At 70.1% G+C, this 25,610-nt stretch carries 27 protein-coding genes and 1 tRNA gene; 18 read left to right on the top strand and 10 right to left on the bottom strand.

Annotated features, from left to right (window positions below):
* Window positions 1–116: 116 nt before the first annotated feature.
* The 5 genes from HB662_RS01570 to HB662_RS01550 all read right to left on the bottom strand — a co-directional run bounded on the left by HB662_RS01570 (window position 117) and on the right by HB662_RS01550 (window position 7,110).
* Window positions 117–2,741, bottom strand: a complete 2,625-nt coding sequence (locus tag HB662_RS01570; protein ID WP_168046448.1) for an arsenate reductase (azurin) large subunit — start codon at window positions 2,739–2,741, stop codon at window positions 117–119.
* Between the two features lie 13 nt (window positions 2,742–2,754).
* Entirely contained in the window at window positions 2,755–3,282 is a 528-nt protein-coding gene (locus HB662_RS01565; protein ID WP_168046447.1) for an arsenate reductase (azurin) small subunit, read from the bottom strand.
* A gap of 168 nt (window positions 3,283–3,450) precedes the next feature.
* Window positions 3,451–4,803: a sigma-54-dependent transcriptional regulator gene (locus HB662_RS01560; protein WP_168046445.1), complete on the bottom strand. Its 1,353-nt coding sequence runs from the start codon at window positions 4,801–4,803 to the stop codon at window positions 3,451–3,453.
* On the bottom strand, window positions 4,793–6,256 hold the full coding sequence (locus tag HB662_RS01555; RefSeq protein ID WP_168046443.1) for a HAMP domain-containing histidine kinase: 1,464 nt from the start codon (window positions 6,254–6,256) through the stop codon (window positions 4,793–4,795). The genes HB662_RS01560 and HB662_RS01555 overlap by 11 nt, the downstream gene beginning before the upstream one ends.
* Window positions 6,253–7,110 carry a substrate-binding domain-containing protein gene (locus HB662_RS01550; RefSeq protein ID WP_168046441.1) on the bottom strand — a complete coding sequence of 286 codons (858 nt, stop codon included), beginning with the start codon at window positions 7,108–7,110 and terminating at the stop codon, window positions 6,253–6,255. The genes HB662_RS01555 and HB662_RS01550 overlap by 4 nt, the downstream gene beginning before the upstream one ends.
* Before the next feature lie 203 nt (window positions 7,111–7,313).
* Between HB662_RS01550 and HB662_RS01545 the strand changes: the two genes are divergently transcribed.
* From HB662_RS01545 to HB662_RS01535, 3 genes are all read left to right on the top strand, one after another.
* Window positions 7,314–8,384: an NAD(P)H-dependent flavin oxidoreductase gene (locus HB662_RS01545; RefSeq protein WP_168046439.1), complete on the top strand. Its 1,071-nt coding sequence runs from the start codon at window positions 7,314–7,316 to the stop codon at window positions 8,382–8,384.
* A gap of 399 nt (window positions 8,385–8,783) precedes the next feature.
* Window positions 8,784–10,091 carry an integrase arm-type DNA-binding domain-containing protein gene (locus HB662_RS01540; RefSeq protein ID WP_168046437.1) on the top strand — a complete coding sequence of 436 codons (1,308 nt, stop codon included), beginning with the start codon at window positions 8,784–8,786 and terminating at the stop codon, window positions 10,089–10,091.
* Between the two features lie 74 nt (window positions 10,092–10,165).
* On the top strand, window positions 10,166–10,711 hold the full coding sequence (locus HB662_RS01535) for a hypothetical protein (RefSeq protein WP_168046435.1): 546 nt from the start codon (window positions 10,166–10,168) through the stop codon (window positions 10,709–10,711).
* 41 nt (window positions 10,712–10,752) lie between these two features.
* Here HB662_RS01535 and HB662_RS01530 read toward each other — a convergent pair whose 3' ends face one another.
* The 3 genes from HB662_RS01530 to HB662_RS01520 form a co-directional block, all read right to left on the bottom strand.
* Window positions 10,753–10,977, bottom strand: coding sequence for a hypothetical protein (locus HB662_RS01530; RefSeq protein WP_168046433.1), 225 nt, complete (start codon window positions 10,975–10,977; stop codon window positions 10,753–10,755).
* On the bottom strand, window positions 10,974–11,273 hold the full coding sequence (locus tag HB662_RS01525) for a hypothetical protein (protein WP_168046431.1): 300 nt from the start codon (window positions 11,271–11,273) through the stop codon (window positions 10,974–10,976). Before HB662_RS01525 ends, HB662_RS01530 begins: the two co-directional genes overlap by 4 nt.
* 95 nt (window positions 11,274–11,368) lie before the next feature.
* The gene (locus HB662_RS01520) at window positions 11,369–11,581 is read right to left on the bottom strand and encodes a helix-turn-helix domain-containing protein (RefSeq protein ID WP_168047563.1); all 213 of its coding nucleotides are present in this window, start codon (window positions 11,579–11,581) and stop codon (window positions 11,369–11,371) included.
* 176 nt (window positions 11,582–11,757) lie between these two features.
* Between HB662_RS01520 and HB662_RS01515 the strand changes: the two genes are divergently transcribed.
* From HB662_RS01515 to HB662_RS01445, 15 genes are all read left to right on the top strand, one after another.
* Window positions 11,758–12,204, top strand: coding sequence for a hypothetical protein (locus HB662_RS01515; protein WP_168046429.1), 447 nt, complete (start codon window positions 11,758–11,760; stop codon window positions 12,202–12,204).
* A gap of 74 nt (window positions 12,205–12,278) precedes the next feature.
* Entirely contained in the window at window positions 12,279–12,989 is a 711-nt protein-coding gene (locus tag HB662_RS01510) for a hypothetical protein (protein WP_168046427.1), read from the top strand.
* A complete protein-coding gene (locus HB662_RS01505) occupies window positions 12,986–13,405 on the top strand; it encodes a hypothetical protein (protein WP_168046425.1) in 420 nt (139 codons plus the stop codon). The genes HB662_RS01510 and HB662_RS01505 overlap by 4 nt, the downstream gene beginning before the upstream one ends.
* A 168-nt stretch (window positions 13,406–13,573) precedes the next feature.
* A complete protein-coding gene (locus HB662_RS01500) occupies window positions 13,574–14,347 on the top strand; it encodes a hypothetical protein (RefSeq protein WP_168046423.1) in 774 nt (257 codons plus the stop codon).
* A 110-nt stretch (window positions 14,348–14,457) separates the two neighbouring features.
* Window positions 14,458–14,700 (top strand): helix-turn-helix transcriptional regulator, encoded by a 243-nt coding sequence (locus HB662_RS01495; protein WP_168046421.1) that lies wholly within the window; start codon window positions 14,458–14,460, stop codon window positions 14,698–14,700.
* 125 nt (window positions 14,701–14,825) lie between these two features.
* Window positions 14,826–15,116 (top strand): hypothetical protein, encoded by a 291-nt coding sequence (locus HB662_RS01490; protein ID WP_168046419.1) that lies wholly within the window; start codon window positions 14,826–14,828, stop codon window positions 15,114–15,116.
* On the top strand, window positions 15,116–15,607 hold the full coding sequence (locus HB662_RS01485) for a hypothetical protein (protein ID WP_168046417.1): 492 nt from the start codon (window positions 15,116–15,118) through the stop codon (window positions 15,605–15,607). Before HB662_RS01490 ends, HB662_RS01485 begins: the two co-directional genes overlap by 1 nt.
* Complete coding sequence (locus tag HB662_RS01480) at window positions 15,604–16,461, top strand: DUF7146 domain-containing protein (RefSeq protein ID WP_168046415.1); 858 nt, start codon at window positions 15,604–15,606, stop codon at window positions 16,459–16,461. The genes HB662_RS01485 and HB662_RS01480 overlap by 4 nt, the downstream gene beginning before the upstream one ends.
* On the top strand, window positions 16,454–17,983 hold the full coding sequence (locus HB662_RS01475; RefSeq protein ID WP_168046413.1) for a hypothetical protein: 1,530 nt from the start codon (window positions 16,454–16,456) through the stop codon (window positions 17,981–17,983). Before HB662_RS01480 ends, HB662_RS01475 begins: the two co-directional genes overlap by 8 nt.
* A 70-nt stretch (window positions 17,984–18,053) precedes the next feature.
* Window positions 18,054–18,422: a hypothetical protein gene (locus HB662_RS01470; RefSeq protein ID WP_168046411.1), complete on the top strand. Its 369-nt coding sequence runs from the start codon at window positions 18,054–18,056 to the stop codon at window positions 18,420–18,422.
* Window positions 18,423–18,467: 45 nt separating this feature from the next.
* Window positions 18,468–19,136 carry a hypothetical protein gene (locus HB662_RS01465; RefSeq protein ID WP_168046409.1) on the top strand — a complete coding sequence of 223 codons (669 nt, stop codon included), beginning with the start codon at window positions 18,468–18,470 and terminating at the stop codon, window positions 19,134–19,136.
* Window positions 19,137–19,982: 846 nt separating this feature from the next.
* Entirely contained in the window at window positions 19,983–22,790 is a 2,808-nt protein-coding gene (locus HB662_RS01460; RefSeq protein WP_168046407.1) for a coiled-coil domain-containing protein, read from the top strand.
* A 24-nt stretch (window positions 22,791–22,814) separates the two neighbouring features.
* Entirely contained in the window at window positions 22,815–23,108 is a 294-nt protein-coding gene (locus HB662_RS01455) for a hypothetical protein (protein ID WP_168046405.1), read from the top strand.
* Window positions 23,109–23,358: 250 nt separating this feature from the next.
* Window positions 23,359–23,925 carry a hypothetical protein gene (locus HB662_RS01450; RefSeq protein WP_168046403.1) on the top strand — a complete coding sequence of 189 codons (567 nt, stop codon included), beginning with the start codon at window positions 23,359–23,361 and terminating at the stop codon, window positions 23,923–23,925.
* Window positions 23,926–24,106: 181 nt separating this feature from the next.
* Window positions 24,107–24,382, top strand: coding sequence for a hypothetical protein (locus tag HB662_RS01445; RefSeq protein WP_168046401.1), 276 nt, complete (start codon window positions 24,107–24,109; stop codon window positions 24,380–24,382).
* Window positions 24,383–24,490: 108 nt separating this feature from the next.
* Here HB662_RS01445 and HB662_RS01440 read toward each other — a convergent pair.
* Window positions 24,491–24,565 (bottom strand) — tRNA-Gly (locus tag HB662_RS01440).
* A 12-nt stretch (window positions 24,566–24,577) separates the two neighbouring features.
* The gene (locus HB662_RS01435) at window positions 24,578–25,573 is read right to left on the bottom strand and encodes a site-specific integrase (RefSeq protein WP_168046399.1); all 996 of its coding nucleotides are present in this window, start codon (window positions 25,571–25,573) and stop codon (window positions 24,578–24,580) included.
* Window positions 25,574–25,610 lie beyond the last annotated feature (37 nt).

Below are 25,610 nucleotides of genomic sequence, written 5' to 3'. Positions count from 1 at the left end.
GCGCGGGTGGCGAAGGGCAAGGCCGCGACGCAACGCCGGCGGTTGCCAGCCGGCGCAGCGGCCGGACGTCGCGCGGCAGCAGGCGGCGTGCCTGCGGGACACGCCGCCGAATGGGCTCAGCCCGGCTGCCGGTATTCCTGCGTCTTCCAGGACAGGTGGCGCACGGCGGCCGGTGCGTCGCTGATCTTCCGGATATTGCCCCAGCTCTGCTTGTAGTTCGGGATGATCAGCTCGTTGGTCGCCTTGCTGACGACATTGCCCTGCACGCCGGTCGGGTAGCCGAACAGCATGAAGGTCTCGTTCCGCCGGACCTGCGTCTCGGGCCAGGCGACGGCCTGGGTGGCGCCGTTGCCGTTGAAGATCTCCACCAGGTCGCCCGGGTTGAGCCCCATCTCCTGCATGTCGGCCGGGTTCATCTCGATATACGGATAGGGGAAGCGGTCGCGCACGAAGTCGTTGTGCTGGTCGAGATAGGCGGACTGCCAGACATGGTTGGCGCGGCCGTTGTTGATCAGGAAGCGGTGGCCGTCCTTCTCCGCCTGCTTGCCCTCGGCCTGCAGCCCGCGCCAGGCGGTGGTGGTGAAGGTCGCGCGGCCATCCGGCCGGTTGAACTTGCCATCCGCATAAAGCCGCTTGGTGCCGAGGATGGCCTGCTCGCCCGCCGGCGGCGGCGCGGCCGCGGCGGAAGGACCGGTGCCCGGCCCCGCCTGCTGGACCGGCTCCCTGCCGCGCGCACCCTCGATCGCCGGGCCCTGGACCACCATGCCCGGCGTCGCGCCGGTGGTGGTGCCGGAGGTCACGGGCCCGGTGCCCGCGAGGCCCACGGCCGGTTCCTGGAAGCCGTTGGTGCCCATGGCGCGCAGCCGGGCATAGGTGACGAATTCACCGCCCTTCTCGTGCCGGCGGTAGCCGTCGTTGAAGGCGTCCTCCTCGGTCTGCCAGTCATAGCCGCGAAAGCGGTCGGCGATCTCCGCCTTGCCCGCATCCCGCCAGGTCCGCTCCAGCGCCTGCGCCAGGCGCGCCGCGATCAGGCAGTCGGGCAGCGCGCGGCCCGGCGGGTCCATGTAGCGCTCGGTCAGGCGCATGCGGCGCTCGCCGTTCATCGAGGTCAGGTTCATCTCGCCGGATGTGGCGGCGGGCAGCACCACATGGGCGCAGGTGCCGATCTGCGTCGGCACGATGTCCACATTCACCGTGAAGAGCCCGCCGGCGCGGATGGCGCGCATGATGGCCTCGACCTGCGCCGGGCGGTCACCGGCGGCGACGCCGTCCATGGCTTCCTTCACCATGTTGGTGCGGCGCTGGTAGCTGCGCTTGAACTCGCTGGCATTCAGCGTGGTCTTGAAGTGGTCGCAGCCCCAGACGTGGTGGATGCCGCCGCGGCCCTGGATCAGCAGCTGGTCGACATAGGCGGCGGGCTTGCCGACATGGGCATCGGAGGGGCGCGAATAGCCTTCCTGGTGGCCGCCGAGCCGCACGCAGCCGCCACCCGGGCGCCCGATATTGCCGGTGGCCAGCGCCATGTTCACCAGCGCCTGGTTGGTCCGGTAGTTGTCGTTGCCCCAGATGATGCCCTTCTCATAGGCGAACATCGTCCGGCGCCGCGCACCGCCCTGCTTCGGCTCCGCGATCCAGGACGCGGCCCTGCGGATATCGGCTTCCGAAAGGCCGGTGACGCGTGCCGCTTCCTCCACGGTGGTGCGATTGCCCGCCACCGCCGCATCGAAGCCGCTGGTGCTCGCCTCGATGAAGGGGCGGTCCAGCCAGCCGCGCGCGGCGATCTCGGTGAACAGCGCATTGAACAGGATGAGGTCGGTGCCGCTGTTGATCTGCAGGTGCAGCACGTTCTCGCGGCCCGCCTCGGCCTCGCAGGCGGCGATGGTGACGGTGCGCCGCGGGTCCACGACGATGATGCGCGCCGGCGCATGCGGCTCGTTCGGCAGTTCCTGCCGCTTCTTGCCGAGGCTGCTGCCGCGCAGGTTCGGCACCCAGTGGTTCAGGAAATAGTTGGTCTGCGTCTCCAGGCTATTGGCGCCGGCGACGAAGATGGTGTCGGCGAGCTCCGCATCCTCGTAGCAGTTGTTCAGCTCACCCACGCCCATGTCGCGGGAGCCATGGACTTCCGAATTGTAGGCGGGGCGGTTGTGGATGCGGATGTTCTTCACCTTCATGCTCTCGAAGTAGAGCTTGCCGGTGGCCCAGGTGTTCTCGTAGCCGCCGCCGGCGCCGCCATGGTCGTAGGCGGAGACGATGAGGCCATCCTCGCCCTGCTCCTCGACCACGCGCCTCGTCACCTCCGCGACCAGCGCCAGGCTGTCCTCCCAGGAGGTCGGCGACATGGTGCCGTAGCGCCAGACGAGGGGATCGGTCAGCCGTGCCTGCTGCGTGCCGGTGACGGTCGAATAGGAAACCTCCGCCATGCGGGCGCCGCGGATGGAGCCGAGGCCGGAGTTCACGACGCATTCATGGTCCGGCTTGATGACGATCTGGACGTCGCGGCCATCCTGCTTGACGATGTTGTACATCGAGGGCGCGACCCAGCCGGTGCTGTCGGCGTATTGCTGGCCGCGCAGATCCACGCCGAAGGCGTTCTCGCCCGGCGCCGGGCCGCCCTGCCGGTTCATAGGCCAAGTGTAGGCCTTGTAGCCGCAGCCCACGATGCAGAAGTGGCAGGTCACGTTGTTCACCCGCGCATCGCGCGGCGGGATCGGCAGGCGGTCGATATTGCGCTTGTAGGCCATGTCCGATCCTCCCTCAGCCGAGCACGTTGGAATGGCGGCCGTAGATCAGCTCATCCACGCCCTCCGCCTGGATGTCGCCGTCGCCGTCGATGCTGAGGCGGAACTGGGCGAGGTTCTGGGTCGCATGGCCCCAGACCTGCAGCCCGCCCTTCTCGCAGTCGAAGCGGCTGTAATGGCCGGGGCAGTTCAGCGTCCGGTCATCGGTCCGGTAGAACATCGGGTAGCCCTTGTGCGGGCAGAGCGTGGAATAGGCGACCACATCGCCATCCGGCCCGATGCCGCCCTCCACCCGCGCGCCCAGCTTGATGAGCACGCCGGGGCTGTCCGCATCCGGATAGGCGATGTTCACCGGCTCGTTGAGCTTCAGGTCGCGCAGATTGGCGAGCCTGGCGCGGGGATAGGTGACCTGGGCCAGCGCCGGCGCCGCCTTGGCGGGGGCCGCGGGCGCCGTCGCCACGGCGGCGGCACCGGCCGCGGCAATCGCGCTTCGTCCGAGGAAAAAGCGGCGGCCCGCCTCGGTTACCTTGTTGCATCCCGACATGACTGCCCTCCCTTGGCTGGGCCAGGCGGTGCATCGGCCGTGCCAGGCCGGGTTGGCATCCGGCCGTGCGGTGCAGCATCCGCGAAGCGCAGCGATTGCAGCGCGCAAGGCCATGCCTCTGCTGCACTGCAGCGATGGCCGCGGTCCAGCAACCGGGATCGCGCCGGCTCAGGCAGTCCCGGAAGCTGGACTCGTGCCGGGTTCGATCGGACGCGCGAGGCCGAGGCGGCGGACCTTCTCGAACAGGGTGGAGCGCCCCACGCCCAGGCGTGACGCGGCCGCCCCGACATCCCAGCCCGTCGCCTCAAGGGCATTCGCGACGGCGCGGCGCTCCGCCGCCACCAGCACCTCGGCGAGCGTCGCGTCCGCTGTCCCGGTCGGGTCCGGCCTGTGGTCCGGGAAAAGGTCGGCGACGCCGATCCAGGGGCCATCCGCCAGCGCCACCGCGCGATCCACCCGGTTCCGCAATTCGCGGGCATTGCCCGGCCAGGCATGCGCCTCCATCGCGCTCACGGCCTGCGCATCGAAGCCGCGCACGGTCCTGGTGGCGCGCCCGGCGGCATTGTCGAGGAAATGGCGGGCGAGATGCACCACATCCTCCGGCCGGACGCGCATCGGCGGGATCTCCACGCGGATGACGTCGAGCCGGTACAGCAGATCCGCGCGGAAGCGGCCGTCGTGCACGCGCGCATCCAGGTCGGCATTGGTGGCGGCCACGGTGCGCGCGCGATAGGGCAGGGTGGCGGTGCCGCCGACGCGGCTGAACTCACGTGCCTCGAGCAGGCGCAGCAGCTTGGCCTGCAGCGGCGGCGGCAGTTCCGCAACCTCGTCCAGGAACAGCGTGCCGCCGGCCGCCCGCTCCGCATACCCCTCCCGCCGCGCGGCGGCGCCGGTGAAGGCGCCGCGCTCATGGCCGAAGACCTCGCTCTCCAGCAGGTCGGCCGGGATCGCGGCGCAGTTGACGGCGATGAAGGGCAGGCGGGCGCGCGGCGACAGGGCGTGCAGCAGCCGGGCGGCCACCTCCTTGCCCGTGCCGGTCTCACCCAGAAGCAGCAGAGGGCTGTCGCTGGTCGCGGCACGGCGCAGCATGGCCTCGACCCGGCGGATCGGGACGGAGGGGCCGAGGACAGCATCCTCCGGCGCGACCAGCCGGCGGGCGAGCAGCGCCTCGACCCGGCCGAGCAGGTCCGCCGTCTCCAGCGGCTTGACCAGGAAATCATCCGCGCCGGCCTTGAGCAGCCGGATCGCCTGGTCGATCCCGGCGTAGGCCGTCATCATCAGCACCGGCGTCCCGGCCAGGCGTTCCCGGTGCGCCAGAAACAGCTCCTCCCCCGAACCATCGGGCAGCCGCAGGTCGGACAGCAGCAGGTCCGGCAGGCGGCGGGCGAGCGCCGCGGCGGCCTCCGCGGCGCCATGCGCCCAGTCCACGCCATAGCCCTTCAGGCGGAGCCGCTGCGCCAGGCTGCCGCCCATGACGGGATCGTCCTCCACCAGCAGGATGCGGCCGCGGTCAGATGGCATGCGCGGCCTCCCTTCGGGCAGACGCGGCGGGCAGTTCGGCGACGAGGCGGGTGCCGGTGTCGGAGGGAATGCGGATGATGCGGCCGCCGAGGCTGCGCGCCAGGCGCACGGCGGTCCAGAGACCGAGACCGCCCCCCTCGGGCGGCGGCCCTTCCGCGGCACCCAGCAGGCTCTCCATGGCGGCGGGCAGGCCGGGGCCGGCATCGGCCACCTCGACCACCGCGCCCCCGCCCTGCAGCTCGCAGGCCCGGAACCGCAGCGTGCCCTGCGGCGGAGAGGCGGCGGCCGCGTTCAGCAGCAGGTTGAGCGCCACCTGGCGCCCCAGGGTGCGGTCCACGGCGACCTCGCCGGGCAGCTCGTTCCGCCATTCCAGCGTCAGCCCGCGCCGCGCCACCTCATGCCGCACCAGCAGCCGCAGGTCGTCGAAATCCTGCGCCGCGAGCGCCGCATCCCCCGGCGCGCCCCGCCACGTGGCAAGGCCCGCCCGCACCACGTTGCGGATATCGCCCAGGCCGCGCCGCAGCAGCCCCAGCGCCTCCGCCCGCACCTCCGGGTCGTCGCCGTGGTCGCTGAGCGTGTCCACGGCCGTGATCAGCCCGCCCAGCGGGTTGTTGACCTCATGCGCCATGGCGGCGGCCAGGCGGCCGACCTGGGCGTGGCGTTCCTCCTTCGCCAGGCGGGCGGCCATCGCCTCGCGCTCGGCGGAGGCCACCGCGGCCCGGTTCCAGGCGGCAAGCAGCGCGGCATGCTCCGGCCCGATGCCCAGGGTTTCATCGACCGGGACCGGACGGCCGCCGCGGGCCGCCTCGGCCAGGCGGCGCCGGACGAGATCCGCCGGGGCGAGCAGGCGCCGGACCAGCAGGAACCCGGCCGCGGCGAAGACCAGGGCAAGGGAGCCATTGGCCAGCAGAAGGGTGCCGACCACCGCGCGCCGCTCCACCAGCAGCGGGCCGATATCAGCCATGGCGACGATGCGCCCCAGGGGCACCGCGCCCTCCGCCAGGTCGCGCGCCAGGACGGCGGTTGCGGCCTCCGCATCGAGCACCGGCATCCCGGCGGCCGCCGCGGCCTCGGCCTGCGTCGCAAGGGCCGCGGGAAGCCGGGACCCGGTCGGGATGCTGCGGGGATCCGCCGAGGCCAGGACCGTGCCATCCGGCAGCAGGACCGCGGCCAGCATGGGGCGCAGCGCGCCGTACCGGGCGCGCGCGCGGTCCAGCGCATCGAAGGCCTCCCAGATATCGGCCCGCGCGGCGGCGGGCTGCACCGCGGTCGCCAAGCCGTCGAGGAAGGCGGAGGCCAGTTCCGACAGGTGCCGCTCCTGGTCCCGCGCCAGGCGGGACAGCACCGCCTGCCCCGTGGCGAGGGCGACGCCCGCGACCAGGGCCGCGACGATCAACGGCACCCTGACCGCCAGCGGCCAGCGCCGCGGATCCAGCGCGCGCAGCGGGATCATCTCGGCATCCCCACCGCCGCCGCCATGCGTGCGATGCCGTCATACAGGGATGGCGCGCCCGGCACGAAGCCGTCGAGCTGGAGCGCCTCGAGCACCCGCCGGCCGGAGGGGTGCCCGGCCATCCCGGTGAAGGCCGCGGCGAGGGCCCGGGCGGTCGGACCCTCCCGTCGCTCGGTCAGGCAGCAGATGGGCGGGAAGCCATGCCATTCAGAGCGTGCGATGACCCGGGTTCCGGCGGTCAGCGCCGGTTCGCGGTCGGCGACGGTTTCCCAGACGTAGCCATCCACCGAGCCGCTTTCCGCCAGGCCCGCGCCCACGGCCCGCAGGACATTCCGGTGCCCATAGGCGAAGAAGGGGCGGTTGAAGAATTCCTCCGGCCGTTCCTGGCGGGCGGCCAGCAGCCAGCGTGTGACCAGGAAGCCGGAATTGCTGTCCGGGTCCGAGAAGGCATGGGACCGGCCGCGGAGGTCCTCGATGGAGGAGGCCTCCAGGCTCGCATCGCTGATCAGGTAGGATTGATACAGCGGGCGGCCGTGGTGCAGCGGTACGGCCAGCAGCGAAAGCCGGTCCGCGTGGCGCACATAGGGAAAGCCACAGATCCAGGCGGCGTCGAGCTGCCCCGCCAGGAGCATGGCGATGACCTCCTGGTAGGTGCGCCGCTTGACCAACTGGACCGGCACGCCCAGCGCCGCCTCGAGATGCCCGCCCAGGTCACGCAGCAGCACGAGGTCCGAATCCAGGAAGACCGGGGTTAGCCCGAAGCGGACCGAGGCGACCGCACGCCCTGGCCGCGGCAGCGCGACCGACGCCGCGGCGAGCAGCGTCCTTCGATGGACCAGCCCGGATGCCTTCATGCGCTCCGCCCTTCCCGGCCGCATCTAAGGCGCCATCGGACCGGGACGCCAGCGCGAAGTCCGGCATCCGCCAGGATGATGGGAGCCATCCGATATCCCCGCTTGAGCCGGAGGCTGACCCGCGTGACCATCCTCGCCAGGAGGGCCGCCATGATGTTCAGCGGGACAATCGCCCGATCGGGAAGCGCAGGAGTCCAGGCGCCATGACCCGGGTCACTCCACGTGCGCACGACTTCTGCGGCCGCTTCGGGCTGGAGCGGCCGATCCTGCTGGCGCCCATGGCCGGCGCCTGCCCGCCGTCGCTGTCCATCGCCGTGGCCAATGCCGGTGGACTGGGCGCCTGCGGGGCGCTGCTGATGCAGCCCGCCGCCATCCAGGCCTGGGCGGAGGAGGTGCGGCGCGGGACCAACGGCGCCTTCCAGATGAACCTCTGGATCCCGGACCCGCCGCCGCGTCGCGATCCGGCGCAGGAGGCCCGGCTTCGCGCCTTCCTGTCCGGCTGGGGGCCGGAGGTCGCGGCCGATGCCGGGGATGCGACGCCGCCTGACTTTGCCGCGCAGTGTGAGGCCCTGATCGCGGCGAGGCCGCCGATCGTCTCCTCCGTCATGGGTCTGTTCCCGGCAGGGTTTGTCGCGCGCCTGAAGGCATCCGGCATCCGGTGGTTCGCCAATGTCTCGACCGTGGCGGAGGCCCGGGCGGCCGAGGCGGCAGGGGCTGATGCCGTGGTTGCGCAGGGGATGGAGGCAGGCGGCCACCGGGGCTGCTTCGACGCGGCAAGCGCGGAGGCAGGCATGGTCGGCCTCCTCTCCCTGGTGCCTGCCGTGGTCGATGCGGTGCGGATTCCCGTTGTCGCAACCGGTGGCATCGCGGATGGGCGCGGCGTGGCGGCGGCGCTGGTTCTTGGCGCCTCCGCTGCACAGATCGGCACCGGCTTCCTGCGCTGTCCCGAGGCCAGGCTCGCGCCGGCCTGGGCGGATGCGCTGGCGCAGACGCCTCCCGAGGGCACCGCCGTCAGCCGCGTGTTCAGCGGCAGGGCAGGGCGGAGTATCGCGACCGGCTATGTGCGCGCCGCGACCGCCCCCGAGGCGCCGGTTCCGGCACCCTATCCCGTCCAGCGAGGCCTGACGGCGGCGATGCGGGACCTGGCAACCAGGTCGGGCGACATCGAGAGGATGCAGGCCTGGGCCGGGCAATCCGCGGCGCTTGCCCGGGCGGAGCCCGCCGCCGACCTTGCCCGGGCGCTGTGGGACGAGGCGTGTGGCCTGCTGGGCTGAAGGCCTGCGGGAAGCGCGATCCGCGTGAAAGGGTGCGGTGACTCCAGCGGACGTTTCCCGCGCTGGTGCCTTCGCACTGAACACGGCGCGCAGAAGCGCTGGTCGGCCGCGCCGAACCCGGGTGCAAATCCAGCAATCGGAAGGGGAGGATGGAGCGGGCGGGGGGAATCGAACCCCCGACATTCAGCTTGGGAATGGGGCGCCGGTCAGCCTATGGTGCGGGCTTCTACCTGTCGATCGCCCTCAAAGCCTTGGCTTTCCGTCTCTTGCGCGCTCTCACGGTCTCGGCTGATCTCAGGTGATATCGTCCGGATTGTGCCCCCGGCATGCCCCCCTGCAATCGGGGGCAAAAATTCGGGGGCACAACCGATAAGAATTGCCGGCCGGAGGCCCTGCGGCGTGAAAGTGAAGATGACCGTCGCCTTGCTGGATGCGCAGCGGCCACCGAATGAAGGCCGTGTGGAGATCCGCGATACCGTGGCGCCGGGCCTGGTGCTGCGCATTACCTCCGGCGGCGTGATGACATGGAGCCTCCGGACCCGCACCGCGGATGGCCGGCAAACGCGGCCGAAGCTCGGGACCTATCCGGCCCTGTCCCTCAGTGATGCCAGGAAGGCCGCCACAGCCATGCTGGGCGCGGTGCAGAAGGGCAGGGACCCGGTGCAGGAGAAGCGGGAGGCGCGGGCCGCGCGCGTGCGCCTGGTGGCGGCGCAGGCCTCCACCGTGGCGGCGCGGCTGGCGGAGTGGCAGGCGGCGCGCCTGGCGGACCCCAGCGAGCCATGGTCGGCGAAATACGCGGCGGAGATCGCCCGTGCCTGCAATCAGGCCATCATCCCCAAGCTGGGCGCGCTGCAGCTCGACCAGACGACGCGGGAGCAATGGACCCGCCTTATTGCCGCCTGGCGCCGGGCGGTGGTCCAGCCGAAGGCGAAGCCGGTGGAGGGCACCAGGCGCCCGGCCGGCGCGCCTGCGCGGGATGGCGCCGGCGCTGCCGCCTTCCTGTACCGCACCGTCTCCGCCTTCCTGAACTTCGCGGAGGCCCATGGCTGGGTGCCGCTGCCGCTGCTGCCGCGGAAGGGCGCCTCCGTCATCGCCCCGCCGCCGGCGGCGCGCGCCCGGGTGCTGAGCGAGGCCGAGCTGGTGGCGATCTGGCGGGCCGCGGACCGGGAGCCGCCGAAGCTGCGCGCCTTCGTCCGGCTGCTGATCCTGACCGGGGCGCGGGAGGCGGAGGTGGCGGAGATCTCCGCGGGGGAGGTGGACCTGGCGGCGGGCCGCTGGACGATTCCGGGCGCACGGACGAAGAACGGCATCGGCTACACCCTGCCGCTGTCTCCTCTGGCGTTGGCCGAGCTGCGCGCCGTGTGGCCGGCCGAGGCGCCGGACCCCGCCGATCGGCTACTCGGGCGCAGCGCAGCCCGCGGCTTTCAGGGGTTCGGGCGCCTGAAGATCCGGATGGATGCCGCAACCAGGGTAACGGGCTGGCGGTGGCACGATATCCGCCGCACGGCGCGTACCGGCATGACGCGCCTCGGCGTGCCGCGGGACCATGCGGAGGCGGCCATCAACCACATCTCTGGCCGCACCCAGCTGGAACGCACCTATGACCGCCACGACTATGCGCCGGAGGTGCTGGCGGCGCTGGCGACCTGGCAGGCGCATGTGGCGGGGCTGGTGGGCAGGGAGCCGGCAGGCGCCTGGTCCGGCTGAACCTTCCCGGGCCGCTATCCTCTGAGCCTCCTGCCCGGCATCATGCTGCTACCCATCGTCAAAGGGGGCGTCGCATGAAGCTGGTGGTCGACAACTCAGAGGCCCTTCTGGCCCAGCGCAGTGCGGCTGAGGATACGAGAACCGCACTGGCCCAGCTGGCCGCGAACCTGCTGCGGGTCGCCCGCGGAGCCGGCCGCCCCGCTCATTTGCCAAACCAGGCGCTTCAGTTCCTGAACGCGGTCATGGCGTGGCAGGAAGCTGGCGGCGCCCCCGGGGCGGAGTGGCCATGGGTGGCTGGCGTGCAGATGGAACTGGATTTCGACTTCATGCAGAAGCTTCAGCAGGATGATCGGATGGAGCTCCGCGCGCAGCAGCATGTGATCCGCGGCGCGCTTCAGATCGCCGCCTCTCGGATGCTGGGCCAATTGACCCATGAACGCGCCGGGGAGCGGGAGCTTCGGGATGGTATCAGGGATCTGTGGGAGCTTCAGGAGGAGCGCCGGAAGGCGCATCAGGCAGCGATACGCGCGTCACGGCCGAAGGTGAAGCGCGCCAAACCGAAAGCGAAGCGGAAGGCCGCGAAGCCCCGCGCTCCGAAGGCGCCGGCCGGCGAGATCTGAAGCATCCATCCCGGTTGCTGGCGCCGTCTTGGCTGGGTGGATCAGCGCCGCCAGTTCTGACCGGTGACGTCATCGTACCACGCCTCGGCGTCATAGCGCGGTCCGGCGATTGATCGGAAGTCGAGTGCTGCTGGGTCCCGTGCAGTCAACCAGGCGTGGAAGCTGCTGAAGCTGGGAGCGTCTGTCGAGGTGCCTGCCGCGCCCTGCTCGGCGAGCCAATCCAGCGCATGGCGTCGAATGCGGATTTCGGCCTCTCGGCGGATCACCGGCTTATCGAGGCTGACTGAGGCGCCACTGGTTGCTCCGGTATGGCAAGGAACTCGCCTTCCCAGGCGCCTCTCCGAAAGCTGATGATCCGCTCGCTTCCCGCGACGCGGCTATCCCATTCGATGCTCAGCACCTTCGGCCCGCGCCAGATGTCTAGCCCCGTGTCGAGCTCCGGCGGCTTGCGCTGCCACGTCGCGGCCTCGTGGTGCGACTTGAACACGGGCGGGCTTGATGGCCAGCGCGAAAACGGAGTGCGCAGAAGAATCTTGAAGGGGCCGAAGTCACCGATGGCCACGAATGAATCCCCGGCTCTGGTCGGGACTCCACCGGCCTGAATCAGGGGTAGGGCGTGATCTTTTAGCGCCCTCGCCAAATCAATCCGCTCCGTCTTCACGTCTGGCTTTCCTTCCGCAGCCGCACGCCCGGGCCCCCGCCGTTCTCTGCGATGAAATCGACGCCGGCGGCTTCAAGGGCTGCGCGGATCGCTGCCAGGGTCCGCGCCTGGAGTGCCTCGCCCTTTTCAAGCCGAACGATGGTGTCTGCGGAAACGCCCGCTGCTGCTGCCAGCTCGCGAACGCCTAGACCAACCGCCGCGCGCGCCATCCTCGATTGAACCGCCATCAACTGCACCACGTTCAGAAAGCCTTGCACTGTGCTGAACCGAAGCATATCCTAACCGCGTTCTGAAAGCTGAACAACGTCAGAACGGCCGGATGGGGAAGGTGGAAGCTCCCCGCACCCGGCCTGACCACCACACGAGCCCCACGGAGGCCCGAACGATGGCTGCTGACCATTCTACACCTGCGGCTTCACGCCGCACATTCCTGGCAACTGGTATCATCGTCGGCCTGACGCCGACCGTCGCAATCTCCACCGCCGATCCAGATGCCGAGCTACTGGCCATGGCGCGGCGGTGGAACGCCGAATTCGCGGCGCTGGAAGCGGTGGTAGACCAGTGCGCGGCGGCCGAGGCCGCCGGCGACGCGGCTGGCGAGGCGGAGGCCAACGCTCGATGTGCGGTCTTGGTCCACGATATCAGTGCGACTGAGGACCGCATTGCCGAGCTTCCTGCCTGGGGTGCTGCCGGACTGGCCGTGAAGGCGGGATTGCTGGCGCGCGTCCATCTTGGCCGGAACGGATCGGAACACCGGCATGACCGGCTGGCCCGCACCCTGGCGGCGGATGCGGGCCGCCTGGTGCCCTGCGCCGCGGGGCTGAAGGCATGAAGCCTGCACCCTCCCGCCGCGGCATCCTGGCCGCTGCCCCGGCCGCGCTGCTGCTGCCCGCTGCGTCCGCTTCCGTGGCGCTGACGGTGCCGCCGGCCGAGCTTGTAGGCGCCGATCGCGAACTGCTGCGCCTTCGTGAGGTGGCCGTTGCGGCATCCGCCGCCGATGCAGAGGCGGCGGAGCGGTTCGGCGCGGCCGAGCTTGCCGCGGACCGAGCGGCGGAGGCCGAGGCGCAAGAGGCGCAATCGGCTGCGTGGGAAGCGTACGCCTCCGCACTCTTCGACATGGCGGAGATCCCGGCGGCAAGCTTCGCCGGCGTGGCCGCCAAGGCGAGCGCGCCAGTCGCCTTCCGCGACGGGTGTGGCGGGATGGCGCGCGCAGAATTCCTTCTCCTCACCAGTGCGGCTGAAGATGGTGCGCGGTTGCTCGCCAACCTGGCGCTGCCGGGCTCGCAGGTTGTGCCTGCCGCCTCGCCCGACACGACGCTGCTGCGTCTGGTGGATCGCTGGGCAAGCCTTACGGCGGAGCTGCAGGGCCTGGGCGAAGCGGAGGATGGCCTGCCGATCGGCGATCCGCGCGGGAAGGCTGTTATCGCCGAGATGAACCGTCTCGGCGTTCGGCGGCGGCTGGTGCTGCGCGCGATCGCTGACACGCCGGCTGCGACCCGGCGCGGCCGCGCGGCGAAGGCAGAGATCCTGCGCGACTACATCGAGGGCCGCGATGATCCGGTGAGCCTGCTTGCGGCCTCACTGGCGCGCGACCTGGTTGGCGGAGCGGTGGCATGAACGCCCCCGGGAACAGCCGCTGCCCCGCGGGCCTGCCGCTGAGGCCGGTCCCGGAGGCCAAGGACGCATCCTTCCTGCCTTCGCTCATCCGTGCGGCCGAAGCGATGCCTGCCGCAGCCATGGCCTGCGACGTGTCCAGCGTGGTGGAGGCGCTCATCCCGCCCGATGATGCCGCCGCCGCCGGGGAGGTTGCGGCGGAGCTGCTGCGCCTCGCGCTGTCCGGCGCCTTTCGCCCCGTGCCGCTGCTGCGGATGGCGGAGGCCGCGGCGCATCTGGCGGCGCAGCGGATGGAGTACGTCGCCTGGCGCGCCGCTGATTTCCCGGCGCCGGATCTCGGCGGCATGCTGGATGGCTCGATAGCCTGGCGCCGGGCGCATGCCGGCATGCTGGCCGCTGGCCATGCGAGGGCTGCATGATGCTGCATCGCCGGGCCCATTCGGCGGTCCGCTCCGGATGCGTGTTGCAGCGGCCCGATGCGGTCGCCATGCTCGAAATCGGCGGGGCTAGGCTGGCCCCCGACAAGTCCGGACCCTCCGCGCCGGATTGCCCCGCCGACTACATGCGCGGGGCGTGCGGAGGCGCGGATGAGCGAGAAGCTTGGTTCGGGTTCGACCGACCCGGCCGACGTGGATTGGGACGGCGACTACAGCCCACTGCTGATCTGGCAGGAGATCGACGGCAAGATCAGACACTGGATGATGATGGCGGCGTCGGACGAGGAGGACGCGAGGGCGCGTCGCCCGCCGCCGCAGCTTTCGCGACGAGCGCTGACCTATCTAGCAGCGGTGGCTGCGGGTTTTCATGCCATGACGGTCCATCGGCTGGACCCGCGCGACTACTTCAAGAACGTTCCCGGCTCCGCAAACCCCGAGCCGCGGCCGTTCTCGCGAGAGGTGCAGGCCTTTCTCGATTCTGCGGTGCCGGGTCTTCAAGGCGTGCCGCTGGCGCTGTGGGACCCGCGCGAACTCCGGAAGCAAGCGCTCGCGGCGTTAAACGCCAAGCCGCCCGAGATATCCGCGTCGGATGCAGCCAAGCTTGCCCCGATGGTCTTGGGATTAACGCGCGAGGATGGGCACAACGCCTTCGACAAATACTGGTCCGTATCCAGAAAGGCCAGGGTCGCTCAAGTACTCGAATGGGCGCGAGACCAAAGGCTCAGCCAGCGCCAGCAAGAAGAAATGCTTACTCTTGTATTCGGCATCTCCGACCTGCGTACTGCCCGGAGGTATTTGGCGGAAGTGAAGGTGTTATTTCCCCCCCTGACGCAAGAGGAGGCGGATGCCGATGCGGAAGCCGAGGCGCTGCTTGCCTCCAGGCTGTCTTCGGAGAAGGATTCTCCGGGGGAGGGGCAAGGCTAGAGGAGCGGTCTGCCCCGGGGGCAACCCGCCCAGGCCTTAGCGCCCGCTCGCGCGCGAATACGCTGAGATATCTCCGGAGCATCAACGCATCCTCCGGAGGTGTCTCGCCGATGTCCTACCAGGCTCCCGATCCGCTGCTGCCGGCGGATCACGCTGCCGTGGAGGCTGGCCTTAGCCTCCCCGCGTTCTGGAAAGCGGTCGCGGCACAGCGACTTCCCCCGCCGCTCTATCCTGCGCCGCGCGCGCCGCGCTGGCGCCGAAGCGAGTTGCTCGCCGCGCTGGAATTGACCCGCGCGCTTCCGTCCCAGGCCAAAGCGGCGCGCCGCGAGGCCAAGCTGGCTCTGGCGGGCTGAGGGCAGCACTCATGGAAACTCGTGCGATGCGCCAGGCGGAACCCGCCTCGGCGCATATACCCCTGACCCCGAAGCCGGCGCTTTCCACGCGTGAGGCGGTTCGCAGCCTGCCGCTCGGCGCCCGCATGCTGCTGCTGCTGCTGGCCGAAGCCGCGGCGCAGCGCTCCAAAACCTGTGATCTGCCTTTCCGCGACGTGCCGCGCCTCGCGCGCCTGGTGGCGGCGCCGGAGGCTGAGGTTGCACAGCACCTTGCCCTGCTGCGCGAAAAGAACCTGGTTGGCTTCCGGCAGGATGGCACGCTCCGCATCCTGGCGCTGCGCTCTGCCGGCGGCCTGCGCCGCCTGGTGCGCGTGTCGTTGAACCCCCATGCGCACGGACCTGCCCTGGTCGGTTCGCGCAGCGAAGGTCGCCGGTGATGCGCGCGGGATTCTTCGGCACCGGGCTGCCGCCGCACATCATGCTGCTGGCACGCTTCAGGGATGCTGGCGGACGTATCCACCTGGTGCTGCCGGGCGGCCGGCCTCCCTTCGACCCGCCGCGCCCCGCCGACCTGCTGATCCTCGGCGACGACTCGTCCGAGCCGGTTGGCTCCTGCGGACCTGACCGCTTCGACGGTACACGGCTGCGGAGCTGGTTGGCGGCAATGAATGCCGGGCGCGGCGCGATCGGCGTCTTCGGCGGATCTCCCAAGGAAGAGGCCTATGGCGTGCTCGCCACGGGCGCGATGGCTCTACCCGCCGGCGCCGTGATTATCGAGTGCGGTGTGGGGGCCTGGCTCGACTGGTCGCGCTTCGTCTTCCTGCATGCACCCCGCGCGATCCGCTTCGACGTCATCCCTGCGTCGGTGGAGGCCGAGGCGCGGCGCTTGATCGTGGCGGAGGGCGGCCAGCCCTTTGGCCTGGCATGAGCAGCGCCGCCGAGATCGCCGCGCTGCTGGGCCTCCGCAAGGCGGCTGGTGGATGGACAGGGCAATGCCCTGCCTGCGGCTACAAGACTGGCCTTCGGCTGAGCGTGAAGGAGGGCAAGCCGCTTTGGTGGTGTGCCTCATGCCAGAACCAGCCGGCCGTGACGGAGGCGGTCCTGGCCCGCCTCGGCGGCGCCGCGCCTGCCTCCCCAGCCGTGGCACCTGCCGTGCCGGTGCGTGGCACGTCGAGTGCGCAGCCGGCGTTGGACCTTTGGGCGCGGGTGGTGCCGTGGCGGGATGGGCCGGTGGCGCGATACCTGGCGCTGCGCGTGCCTGGTATGGCGCTGCCAGACCTGCCGGACATCGGCTTTCGGGCGCAGGCCAAGCATCCCTCCGGCGCGCACTTGCCTTGCATGGTCGCGCTGCTGCGTGACGTGGCTGGGGTACCGACTTCCGTGCACCGCACCTTCCTGGCACCTGGCGGTGCCGGCAAAGCGAGCGTGGACCCTGCAAGGATGACGTTGGGCCACGTGCGCGGCAGTGCCCTAAGGTTGTTTCCGGTGGCGCCGCGGATGGTGGTGGGGGAGGGCATCGAGACCACCCTCGCCGCTGCGCATGTGCTGCGCCTTCCCGCGTGGGCCGCTATTTCGGCTGGTAACCTGGCTGAGGCCCTCGCTCTCCCGCAGGAAGTGCAGGAAGTGGTGGTGGCGGTGGATATGGACCCGCCAGGCCGTGCTGCCGCGGCGAAGGCCGCTGTCAGGTGGAAGGCCGAGGGCCGCAAGGTACAGCTCGCGCAGCCGCACCGAGAGGGCGCCGACTTCGCTGATCTCCTGGCGGAGCGCGCGAAGCGTGGCTGATGAGCCGGAAGACTTCAGCCTCGGCGATGCCAATGGTGCAGCGCCGGCCACGCCTGCGCCGAAGCCGCGACGGCGCGATAAGCTGGCGCTGCTGCTGTCTGATTGGGACCTGGCCCGGACGCCGGATGGTGGGGCGTTGGCCGGCATCAAGCATCGCGGTCACCGGGAGTGGATGCATGTCGCCACGAAGGGTTTCCGCAATAGCCTGACCGTCCGCTTCTACCTCGAGCATGGCGCCGGCCTCTCCGGTACCGCGCTCGCGGAGACTGTGGCGCTCGCTGAGGCGCGGGCGCTGGCCTCCGGCGATGTGCGCCAGCCGTGGCGGCGCTTCGCGTGGCAGGATGGCTGCATCTGGTTGGACCTCGGCGGCGGCGATCCTGCCGGCGAGCGTCGCGCGGTTCGCATCGCCGCCGAGGGATGGCGCATCATCCCGGCTGATGATGTGCCGGTTGCCTTCCTGCGCGCGCCAGATTCGCTTCCCCTGCCGGAGCCCGCTGCAGCGGCGGCGAGCACCGGGGACCTCCGCACCTTCGTCAATGTCGATTCGGACGACGAGCTGGCGCTGGCTTGGGCGTGGCTGGTCTGCGCGGCGCGGCCCTTCGCCGAGGGTGGCGCCTATCCCATCCTGCTGCTGCACGGTGAACAGGGCAGCGGCAAATCGGATGCCGCGCGCTACATGCAGGCGCTGCTTGATCCGAGCACCCTGACAGGCCGCGCGCTGCCACGCGAGGAACGGGATCTGTTCATCTCGGCGGCCAACCGGCATCTGGTGGCCTTCGACAATGTCAGCGGCATCGGCGACACCTTCGCTGACTGCCTCTGCCGCATCGCTACCGGCGGCGGCTACTCCGCCCGCGCGCTGCACACCGATTCGGACGAAAGCATCTTCGTCACGGTGCGGCCCATGTTGGTGAACGGCATTCCCTCCACCATCCTCGGCCGGCCAGATCTCGCCGATCGTGCCATCAGCGTGGAGCTGCGCCCGCTGCGGCGGCGGCGTGAGCAGGCGGAGATGCGGGCCGACTATGCAGCGGCGCGGCCTGGCCTGCTGGGCGTCCTCTGCGATGGCCTCTCCGCCGCGCTGCGCAACCTCGCCACTACCAAGCTGGTGGACCCGCCCCGCATGATGGACGCGGCGACATGGGCAGAGGCAGCGGCGCAAGGCCTCGGCATAGAGTCCGGTCGCATCTCCGCAGCATGGCGCGCTAATCGCGGGAACGCCGATCGTGCCGCGTTGGAGGTGGACGATGTGGCGCAGGCCGTCGTCGCGCTGCTGGCGGAAGAGGAGCGTGAGCGCCAGGCGCCCGAATGGAAGGGCTCCCCGCAGGAGCTCTATCGCAAGCTGACAGATCACGCCGGAGAGCGCGTCTCGCGCAGCAACCTCTGGCCGAAGAACCCGGCGGGCCTTGGAACAAAGCTGCGGCGCATCGCGCCCGGCCTTCGCTCGGTCCACCGCATCGAGATGGCGCACGGCAAGGGCGGCCATGACGGCACGCGATGGCTGAGCCTGCGCCGGTTGTGAGCCTACAGGCATCGGTCTGCGCGCCGCGGCGGCTGGTGACTTCTGCATCTGCGGCATGGAGTGGAAAGAGATGGATATGAACATGGGTGCGCCGATTGCCGGCGCGCTGGCGAAAATGGAGCGCCGCGATGCCGCGAGGATGGAAGGCGCCATACAGCACAGCCTGGTGCTGGCGATGATCGACCCGGTCGTGCAGCGGGCCGGCGGTGAGATCACTGCCTCGGCCGAGCATCTGTTCCAGGCGATCTGTCCCGATGGCGCCAAGGCGCGCGCGGTCGATCCGCTGGTGCCGGCCTCGGCAGCGCATCTGGATCACCTGCTTCGGGAGATTTCTGCGCAGGGCCGCCAGGCGGACAGCCGGCCGCATGTTTCGCCCGCGCCGCATGAGCGCGGGTGGACCATCCGAAGCCCGAAGGAGGCGCTGCGCGCCGCCGCCTAAAACTGAAGCCTGAAGAAGCGGCTGGCGTCTGGCCGGCCGCGCATCATGATGGAGATGACAATGGATATTAAGGCACTGCTGGGCATGCGCCCGAAGGCCGACACCGTGGCCGCGTTGGAGAGTTCGCTGGCCGAGACGCTCGCCGCGGTGAGCGCGAAGAAGGTGATCGTCGCCGAGATGGAGGCGCGAAGCGGAACCGTGCTGCTGGACGCTTCGCCGGATGATGTCGAGCGGCATGAGGAAGCCATCGCGGTCGAACGGCAGCAGATCCGCCGTATGGAGCGCATGGCCGCGGAACTGCCGGCGCGCATTAAGGCCGCAGCCGAGCGTGATGCCCGCGCTGAGCTTGACGCGGAGCGTCGCGCGGCCGAGGCGCTGGCGGAGCGGGGCGCGAAGCTGGTGCTCGAAGTTGAGCAGGCCGGTGCTGGGCTGTTCCGGCTGGTCGAAGATCACGACAAGCTTGTGGCGCAGGTGCAGCGGACCAACCAGAAGCTGCGCGAGGCCGGGCGCGCAGCCGATTGCGTCGCGATGCCGACGCAGCGAGTCTGGCCGAATAATCAGGTTGGCTTCATGGGGGACAGTGGTCGCCCGACGCTGCTGAAGCCCCTTCTGGTGGTGCCCGGCCCGCGCGGCGCTCACAAGGATCTGGACTACTACATGAAGTCGATCGACGCCGCGAAGGTGGCGCCCCCTGTCGATCTGCCCTTGGCCTGATGAGGAGTTACCTGCGGCGCCACCGTGGCGCCGCAGGTATGCCTCCTAGCTCAGCCGCACCATGCCCCGCCGCCTGACTTCGCATCGCACCTGGCCGGCGAGTCCAGCCGGGACGCGCGAAACGCTTGATGTCGTAGCGTGCGAGATCGCTGCCCTGTCGGACCATGAAAGCCAATCCGCGGTGCGCGTTATCCTGACGCGGGAGGCTATGACGCTACTGGCGGGCCTTGCGCGCCAACATGGCGCACCAACCCGCGCAACCGCGTTGGATCGGCTGCGGCGCCTTCAAACCATGGCGGCTGCGCTGGCGGATTTGTGCGACGGGCTTGATCCTATGACGCGGGAAGTTTTGACCGCCGGTCGAGGTACGGCGCCAGACCTTTCGGCGGCCTCTGCGGCGTACGCTCTTGCCCTCGCGGCTGATGAGGCGCGGAAGGGCTTGATCGACGCCACGGCGCCTACACCTGGCCCGGGAAATCTAGCCGATCGGCTATGGGGGGATCCGCGGCTCGCCCTATGCCGCAGCTGCGTCCGCATCGTCGCGTCCTTCGCGGGTCGCGCAGCCTGCAGCAGTTCGCCCGGCGGCCTGGTGCATCGGGCGGCGGCGGCGGTGTGGGATTACGCGACGGGGGAGATCGGTGAGGAAGCCGGCTTGGAGCGGTATCTGGCGCAGGCCATGCGTAGCGGTCATGTCGTCAAAGGTTGTTGTGCTGACCCGGCACCTGCGATTTCTACAATCCCCTTTCCGCTCGGCGAATGTGGTGAAGGTGCCGCTCTCGAATAGGGCGAAGATGCGCGCGTGATTTCTGCGGCGTCGATCTCGTCGCTATAGACCGGAGGCGAGGCATGAGCGGATCGCGCGGGCGTGGCACCTATTCCTTCCGGATCCAGGCCGAGGGGTTCGCGGAGTTCGTGCAGGATCTGCGGCGTGTCGCGGGCGAATCCGCCGAGGCCAATCGCGCCATCGAAACCTTGGTGCGATCCAGCCCGCAGTTGGAGAGCAGCCTGGACAGGGCGGCGCAGGCGACGGAGCGAGCGGCGCGGCGCGCGACCGAGCTGCGCGAGGCGCAGGATCGCCTGGCCAGCAGCGCGCAGTCCAATGCCGGCCGAGTTGCCTCCCTAAGCAACACCTTCGAAGGGCTGGAGCGGACCAGCCAGCGGGCGGCGCAGCGCACGAATGATCTGCGCGGCGCTCTGGAACTGCTCGGCGCGAGCGGTATCGCATCCGCCCTGGGGCCGGTGGCGAGCGGGGCTAATAATTTGGCCGATGCGCTGGCTGTGGCGGGCAGCGCGGCGGGGCGCGCCGGCGGGGCCTTGACCCTGCTGAGCGGAGTGGCTGTGCCGCTGCTGGGAACCTTGGTGGCGCTGGGGGGCGCCGGCTATGCGTTGGCGCAGGCCCATGCCGCCGCAGCGGAACGGACGAACCAGGTTCGCCAAGCGAGTGAGGCCTACAACGACGCCATACGCCGCAGCAACGAAGCCTTGGAATCAGCTGAGCAACGTTCGCTTCGCTTGGCTGAGGCCAAGAAGCAGGAGACCGTCGCAACTCTTCAGAATGCGATTGCGCTGAACCGGGAAGAGCAGGCTCGCGCAAGCGCCGCTCTCGCTCGAACGCAGGCGCTGCGCGAGCAGATGGCGGGATCTGTTGCCAGTGGCCGTGTGCCGCTTGGCTGGGTGCAGGAGGGCCTCAACAGCCTCGACGCCACAATTCTCGCGCAATCGACGCAGGTGGACGGCTTCGGCAGACTTGTCGGTGAAGCTGAGAGTCGGCTGGCAACCGCTCGGGCAACCATTTACAGCACGCCGGCCGGGCCGCCGGCGCCGTCCGCAAGTGGCTCGGGCGGCGGTGGCGGCGGGCGCGTGTTGGCGGAGACGTCCGACCGCGGCTTCGACCAGGCCGAGACGCTGGCGCGCCGCACGGCCGAGCGGGCAATCGACACCGATCGCCGCGCGCAGACGCAGATCACCCGCACGCGGGAGCGCGAGGAAGCGCAGCGGGAACAGGTTGCGGAGCGCGCGACCGACAGCATCACCCGCTATCTGGCCGACGGCTTTGCCAACACCTTCAGCAATGTTGAGGGCGGCTTCGCGGCGACGATGCGGCGCCTGCAGCAAACTGCTGGAAGCACGGTGCTTCGTATTGGCGCCGAGGCGGTCGTCCGCCCCGTGGCCTCCGGTGCCGTGTCCGCGCTGGGAATCGGCAGCGACAGCAGCGGCGGGAGCTTGTCGCAGTTGCTGGGCTACACCGGCGCTGCGAACCAGGTGGGCAGCGCGTTGGGGCTGACCGGCGGTGCTGGTGGCGGCCTGTCGCAGTTGGCCAGCACGCCGCTGTGGGGCGGCAATGTCGCGGGCCCGGCCTTCAACGGCATCGCGGCCAGCGGCGCCCCCACCCTTGGCGCCCTGGCCGGCGGCATCGGCGGTGGCTTTGCCCTGGGATCGATGATCGGCAGCTACACCGCTGGCGACAGCGCGGCGCGGCAGACCAACGCCCAGATCGGCGCGGGTGGCGGTGCCGTGGCGGGCGCGATCATCGGCAGCATCGTGCCGGGCATCGGCACCGTGATCGGCGGCTTGATCGGTGGCGCCATCGGTGGCGGCGGCGGTGGGCTGATTGGTCCAGGCCGGGCGTTCGATGGTGCGGATGCGCTGATCGGCATCGGGCCGGATGGGCGCGCGATCTTCGCCGGCACCGCGGTCAGCCGGGGCTACACCGGGGATGAGGATGCGCTGATCGCCAATGCGCAGGCGCAGATTGCGGACCTGAACGCCCGGCTTGATGCGACGGGGCTGCGCTTTTCGGAAGACGCCCGGTCAGCGCGTTCGATCGGCGGCTTCGGGCAGGAAGTCTATGGCGCCCTTGGCCGGATCGGGGACCGCGAAAGCTCCAGCCCGCGGGATATTTCGGGCGGCCTGCGCGCCTTCGGGCAGGATGCGGCGGACCTGCGCAGCGACAATGCCAATGTCACGCGCGCGTTCGAGGCCTACGGCGTCACCGACCTCGGAGAGGCGCTGAACATCGCGCAGTTCGTCACCACGGTCTTCGAGCCGATGGGGCGCCTGGCGGAGCCGATCACGGAGCTGGAGGCCGGGCTGAATGGCGTGCGCGCCGCCTTCGAGCCGGTGATCGCCCAGGCCAGCCTGCTGGGCCTGTCCCTGGCGGACATCAACGCCCGCCAGGCGGAGGCCGAGACGCTGGTGCGGGCGCGGTCGGAGGCATCGATCCTCGGCGGGCTGACGCAGCGGTCGCGGGTGCTGGGCGGGTTCCTGGAAAGCCGGGCGCGGTCCACCGGGTCCGCGCAGTCGCAGTTCGGCGCGGCGCAGTCGCAATTCGAGGCGGCGCTGGAGGCGGCGCGATCGGCCGGCACGGAATCGGCCGATCTTGGCCGGGTGGTGTCGACCGCCAATGCCTACCTGACCGCCAATTCCAGCTTCAACGGCGCCGGCGCCCAGGCCGGTGCGGTGGAGGCGATGGTGCGCGGCAGCGTGGTGGCCCTCGGCGGACAGCTGGATCTGCCCGGCTTCACCGATGATCTCAGCGGCGCAATCTTCAGGGCGGGGGAGCGGCAGGTGGATGAGCTGAAGCTGCTTCGAGGCGAGGTGGCCGGCCTGCGGGAAGAGATGCAACGCATCCGCCTGCTGACCACCCTCGGATGAGAATGGAAGATGGGAGGCGGACCCATGAGTGACCTCGATCTGGTCATGCAGATAGCAGGCCGGCTGCACGCTGCAGCGCAGACGGCCATCAGTCGCGCCGAGGTGCTGAGGGTCGCGGCCAAGGAATACGATGCGGCCCTGCAGGATGTCGCGCTAGCCCGTCAGGCCTTCGTGGAGTGCACTCGTGCCAACCCCGAAGCACGCGCCGCCTGGGACCGAGCCAGGGCCGGGCTTGGGTTGCAGCCAGCGGACCCGCCGGCCATTCCTCCCCCTTCGGATCACAAGGGTCTGACGCTGGTGCAAGGCGGGAAGGACTGAGCCGCCGATGAGCGCCTCCTTCCCGCACCCTTCCGGTCTGGTCGCACGTTCGCCCGCACGGATGGGGTGGCCCCGGCGATCGGCAGGCCAGCGCCGGGGCGCGGCCGGGAAGGCGGGGCAGCTCGGGAGCTGCCGGGCGAGTGGGTCCCTCTGGCGGCCCGGCTAATACGGTGAGAATGCCCGCGGGACCGTGCAAGTTGGGTTGGTTTTTTTTGGCTTAACACTCGATTCTAAACAGAAAGGTTGGGTCATGGCCGTTAAGAGGGCGGAGGCGGCGCGTATTCTCGGCGTGAACCGTGCCCGGATCACGCAGTACGTTAAGATGGGCATGCCATCTCTTCAGGATGGATCGATCGATGTTGAGGCAGCGCGGCAATGGATTGCGGCGAACATCGATCCGATGAAGCGGCTTGGGTGGGAGACGCTGAAGCGCGATCGTGCCCCGGTGCCCGACCTGGCGAACAGCCCATGGGCGGTGCTCGGGGATCTCGACCAGCCTTCGCAGCGTGGCTTCGCGCTGGCCTCCGCGAATGCGGTCTACCGCGTCGCATTTCACGCTGTTTGGGCTGCGGCGGACGCAGGGGTTGACCGGGAGCGGGCGCGCGAGCTGGCGCAGACTCTGCAGGTGGTGCTTTGGGCTGATCTCGATCATTTCGGCCGGGTGGGGCTCGGCATCCCCGAGGACCAAAGTCCGGATGGCTGGCTCGCGCTTCAGCCTGGCGTTCTGAAGGAGCAGCTCGACCGGGTTCCCTGGGGCGAGCTCTTCGACCCTGCCGGACGCAGCAAGGTGGTCGGGCGGAGCCGCGCCCCCGACTGAGCTCATCCACATCCAGATCGGAACCGCTGACCCGCCTCCGCAAGGGGCGGGTTTTTTCATGCCTGGGTGCTGACCTTGTGCTCCGCGATCAAGCCGCCGGCGCCGGCCAGTGCGCGCGTGGCAGGCGGCGAGGCCCACTGCGGGCGGCATGCGGGCGGCGGCTGGCGGCAGGCTGGCGGCGATGCTGCAGCGCACAACGCCTAGAGTTCCGCCACTTGCGGACGGCAGGGCGGCGCTGGCGGCGCTCTCCTTTAAAAAAGACAGAGTAGAGATAGAGAGGGTGGCAGCCGTCGCCTTGCGAAGCGCTGTCCAGCCAGAGGGAAAACGCTGCCAGCGCCGCCCGGCCGACCGCAACCCGCAGAAAACCGCCATTCTCGGCGGGCGGCTGCGGGCGGCGGCTGGCGGCAATTCAGCCAGAGGCGGCGCCTTCGACAGCTTCGCGCTGTCCCGGGTGTGATCAGGGGAGGCGCCAGCCCGGGCCTCGCGGCGGAATGTGTGCCCCGATGTGCCCCCGGCTGGTTCGTGCCCCCGGCGCCGGCAATGGCGCCACCTAACCTATTGAAATTGGAGCGGGCGGGGGGAATCGAACCCCCGACATTCAGCTTGGGAAGCTGACGTTCTACCTCTGAACTACGCCCGCATTAGAAATCAGCTACTTGCGCCGTCTCTTGCCACTTTTTGCCACGGCGTTTTCCAATCGGTCAAGTGCCGCGCGGGCCATCTTCTCTTGGTCGGCCCCTTCTGTATAGAGGCGGATGGTCCTGGCCGAGTCCCAGCCCTGCGCCGCGCCGATCTCGCCATCGCTGGCGCCGGCCTCCTTGTAGCTCTGCGCCAGCAGCTTTCGCAGACCATGTAGGCCGCGCTTCGTTGGCCAGCCCTCCGCCTGCAGCCGCTTACGGATGGCCATGGACAGTGCGCCGCGGGTCCATTGGCGGCCATCCGGGCGGGTCAGGATGAACTCGGCGGCCGGCGCTTCATCGCGCCATCGGCGCAACTCCCATGCCAGCGCCGAGGAAACCACTAGGCGAAGCGGCCCCTTGCCGGCCGCCTCACGTTTCCGCCGCGTCTTCTCCGGCTGCAGCGTGATGATGCCGGAGGCTGGATCATAGGCGTCCCATCGCAGCATCGTGAGATCGCCGCGCCGTTGGCCTAGGTGGTAGTTCAGGGTCACCGCCCGGCGGATGGGCTCAGGCCACTTCTCCATGGCCTTACGAGCGTCAGCCTGCGTCCAGGCGGGGATGTGCCCGCCCTCCAACGCGCGAAGGCGCGTCAGGGGCGACGCCACCATCTTGCCGCGATCCACTGCCCAGGCGAACAAGCTGGCCACGGCCTGGCCGAACACGGTGGCGGCGCCTGGGCCACGCACTCGGGCGATTCCATCGCGGAGGTCCAGCAGCTCGGCGCGCAACTGGCGAAACCCGTCGGGCGGCAGATCCACCACCTGGCGGGCCTGCCAGGCGGCACCTTCAACTGCGTCCAGGTAGCGGTCTCGGCTTGCCTTGGTGGCGGGTGCGGTCACCGCCCATTCCTGGGATGCGCGCCACTGGGCCAGTAGTGCGCCCATCGTGCCGTCGGCGTGCCTGGCCTGGGGCACATGCCGCGCGGCCGCGACGGCGGCGGCGAAGGCTGGATCATTGATGTCCGGCAAGCGGGCGCCGGTCAGCCGGCAATACCAATAAGTGACG

The organism is Falsiroseomonas frigidaquae (assembly GCF_012163145.1).
GTDB lineage: Bacteria > Pseudomonadota > Alphaproteobacteria > Acetobacterales > Acetobacteraceae > Falsiroseomonas > Falsiroseomonas frigidaquae.
The sequence above is the reverse complement of the archived record's forward strand: the minus strand, read 5'-3'. Positions and strand labels throughout refer to the sequence as shown.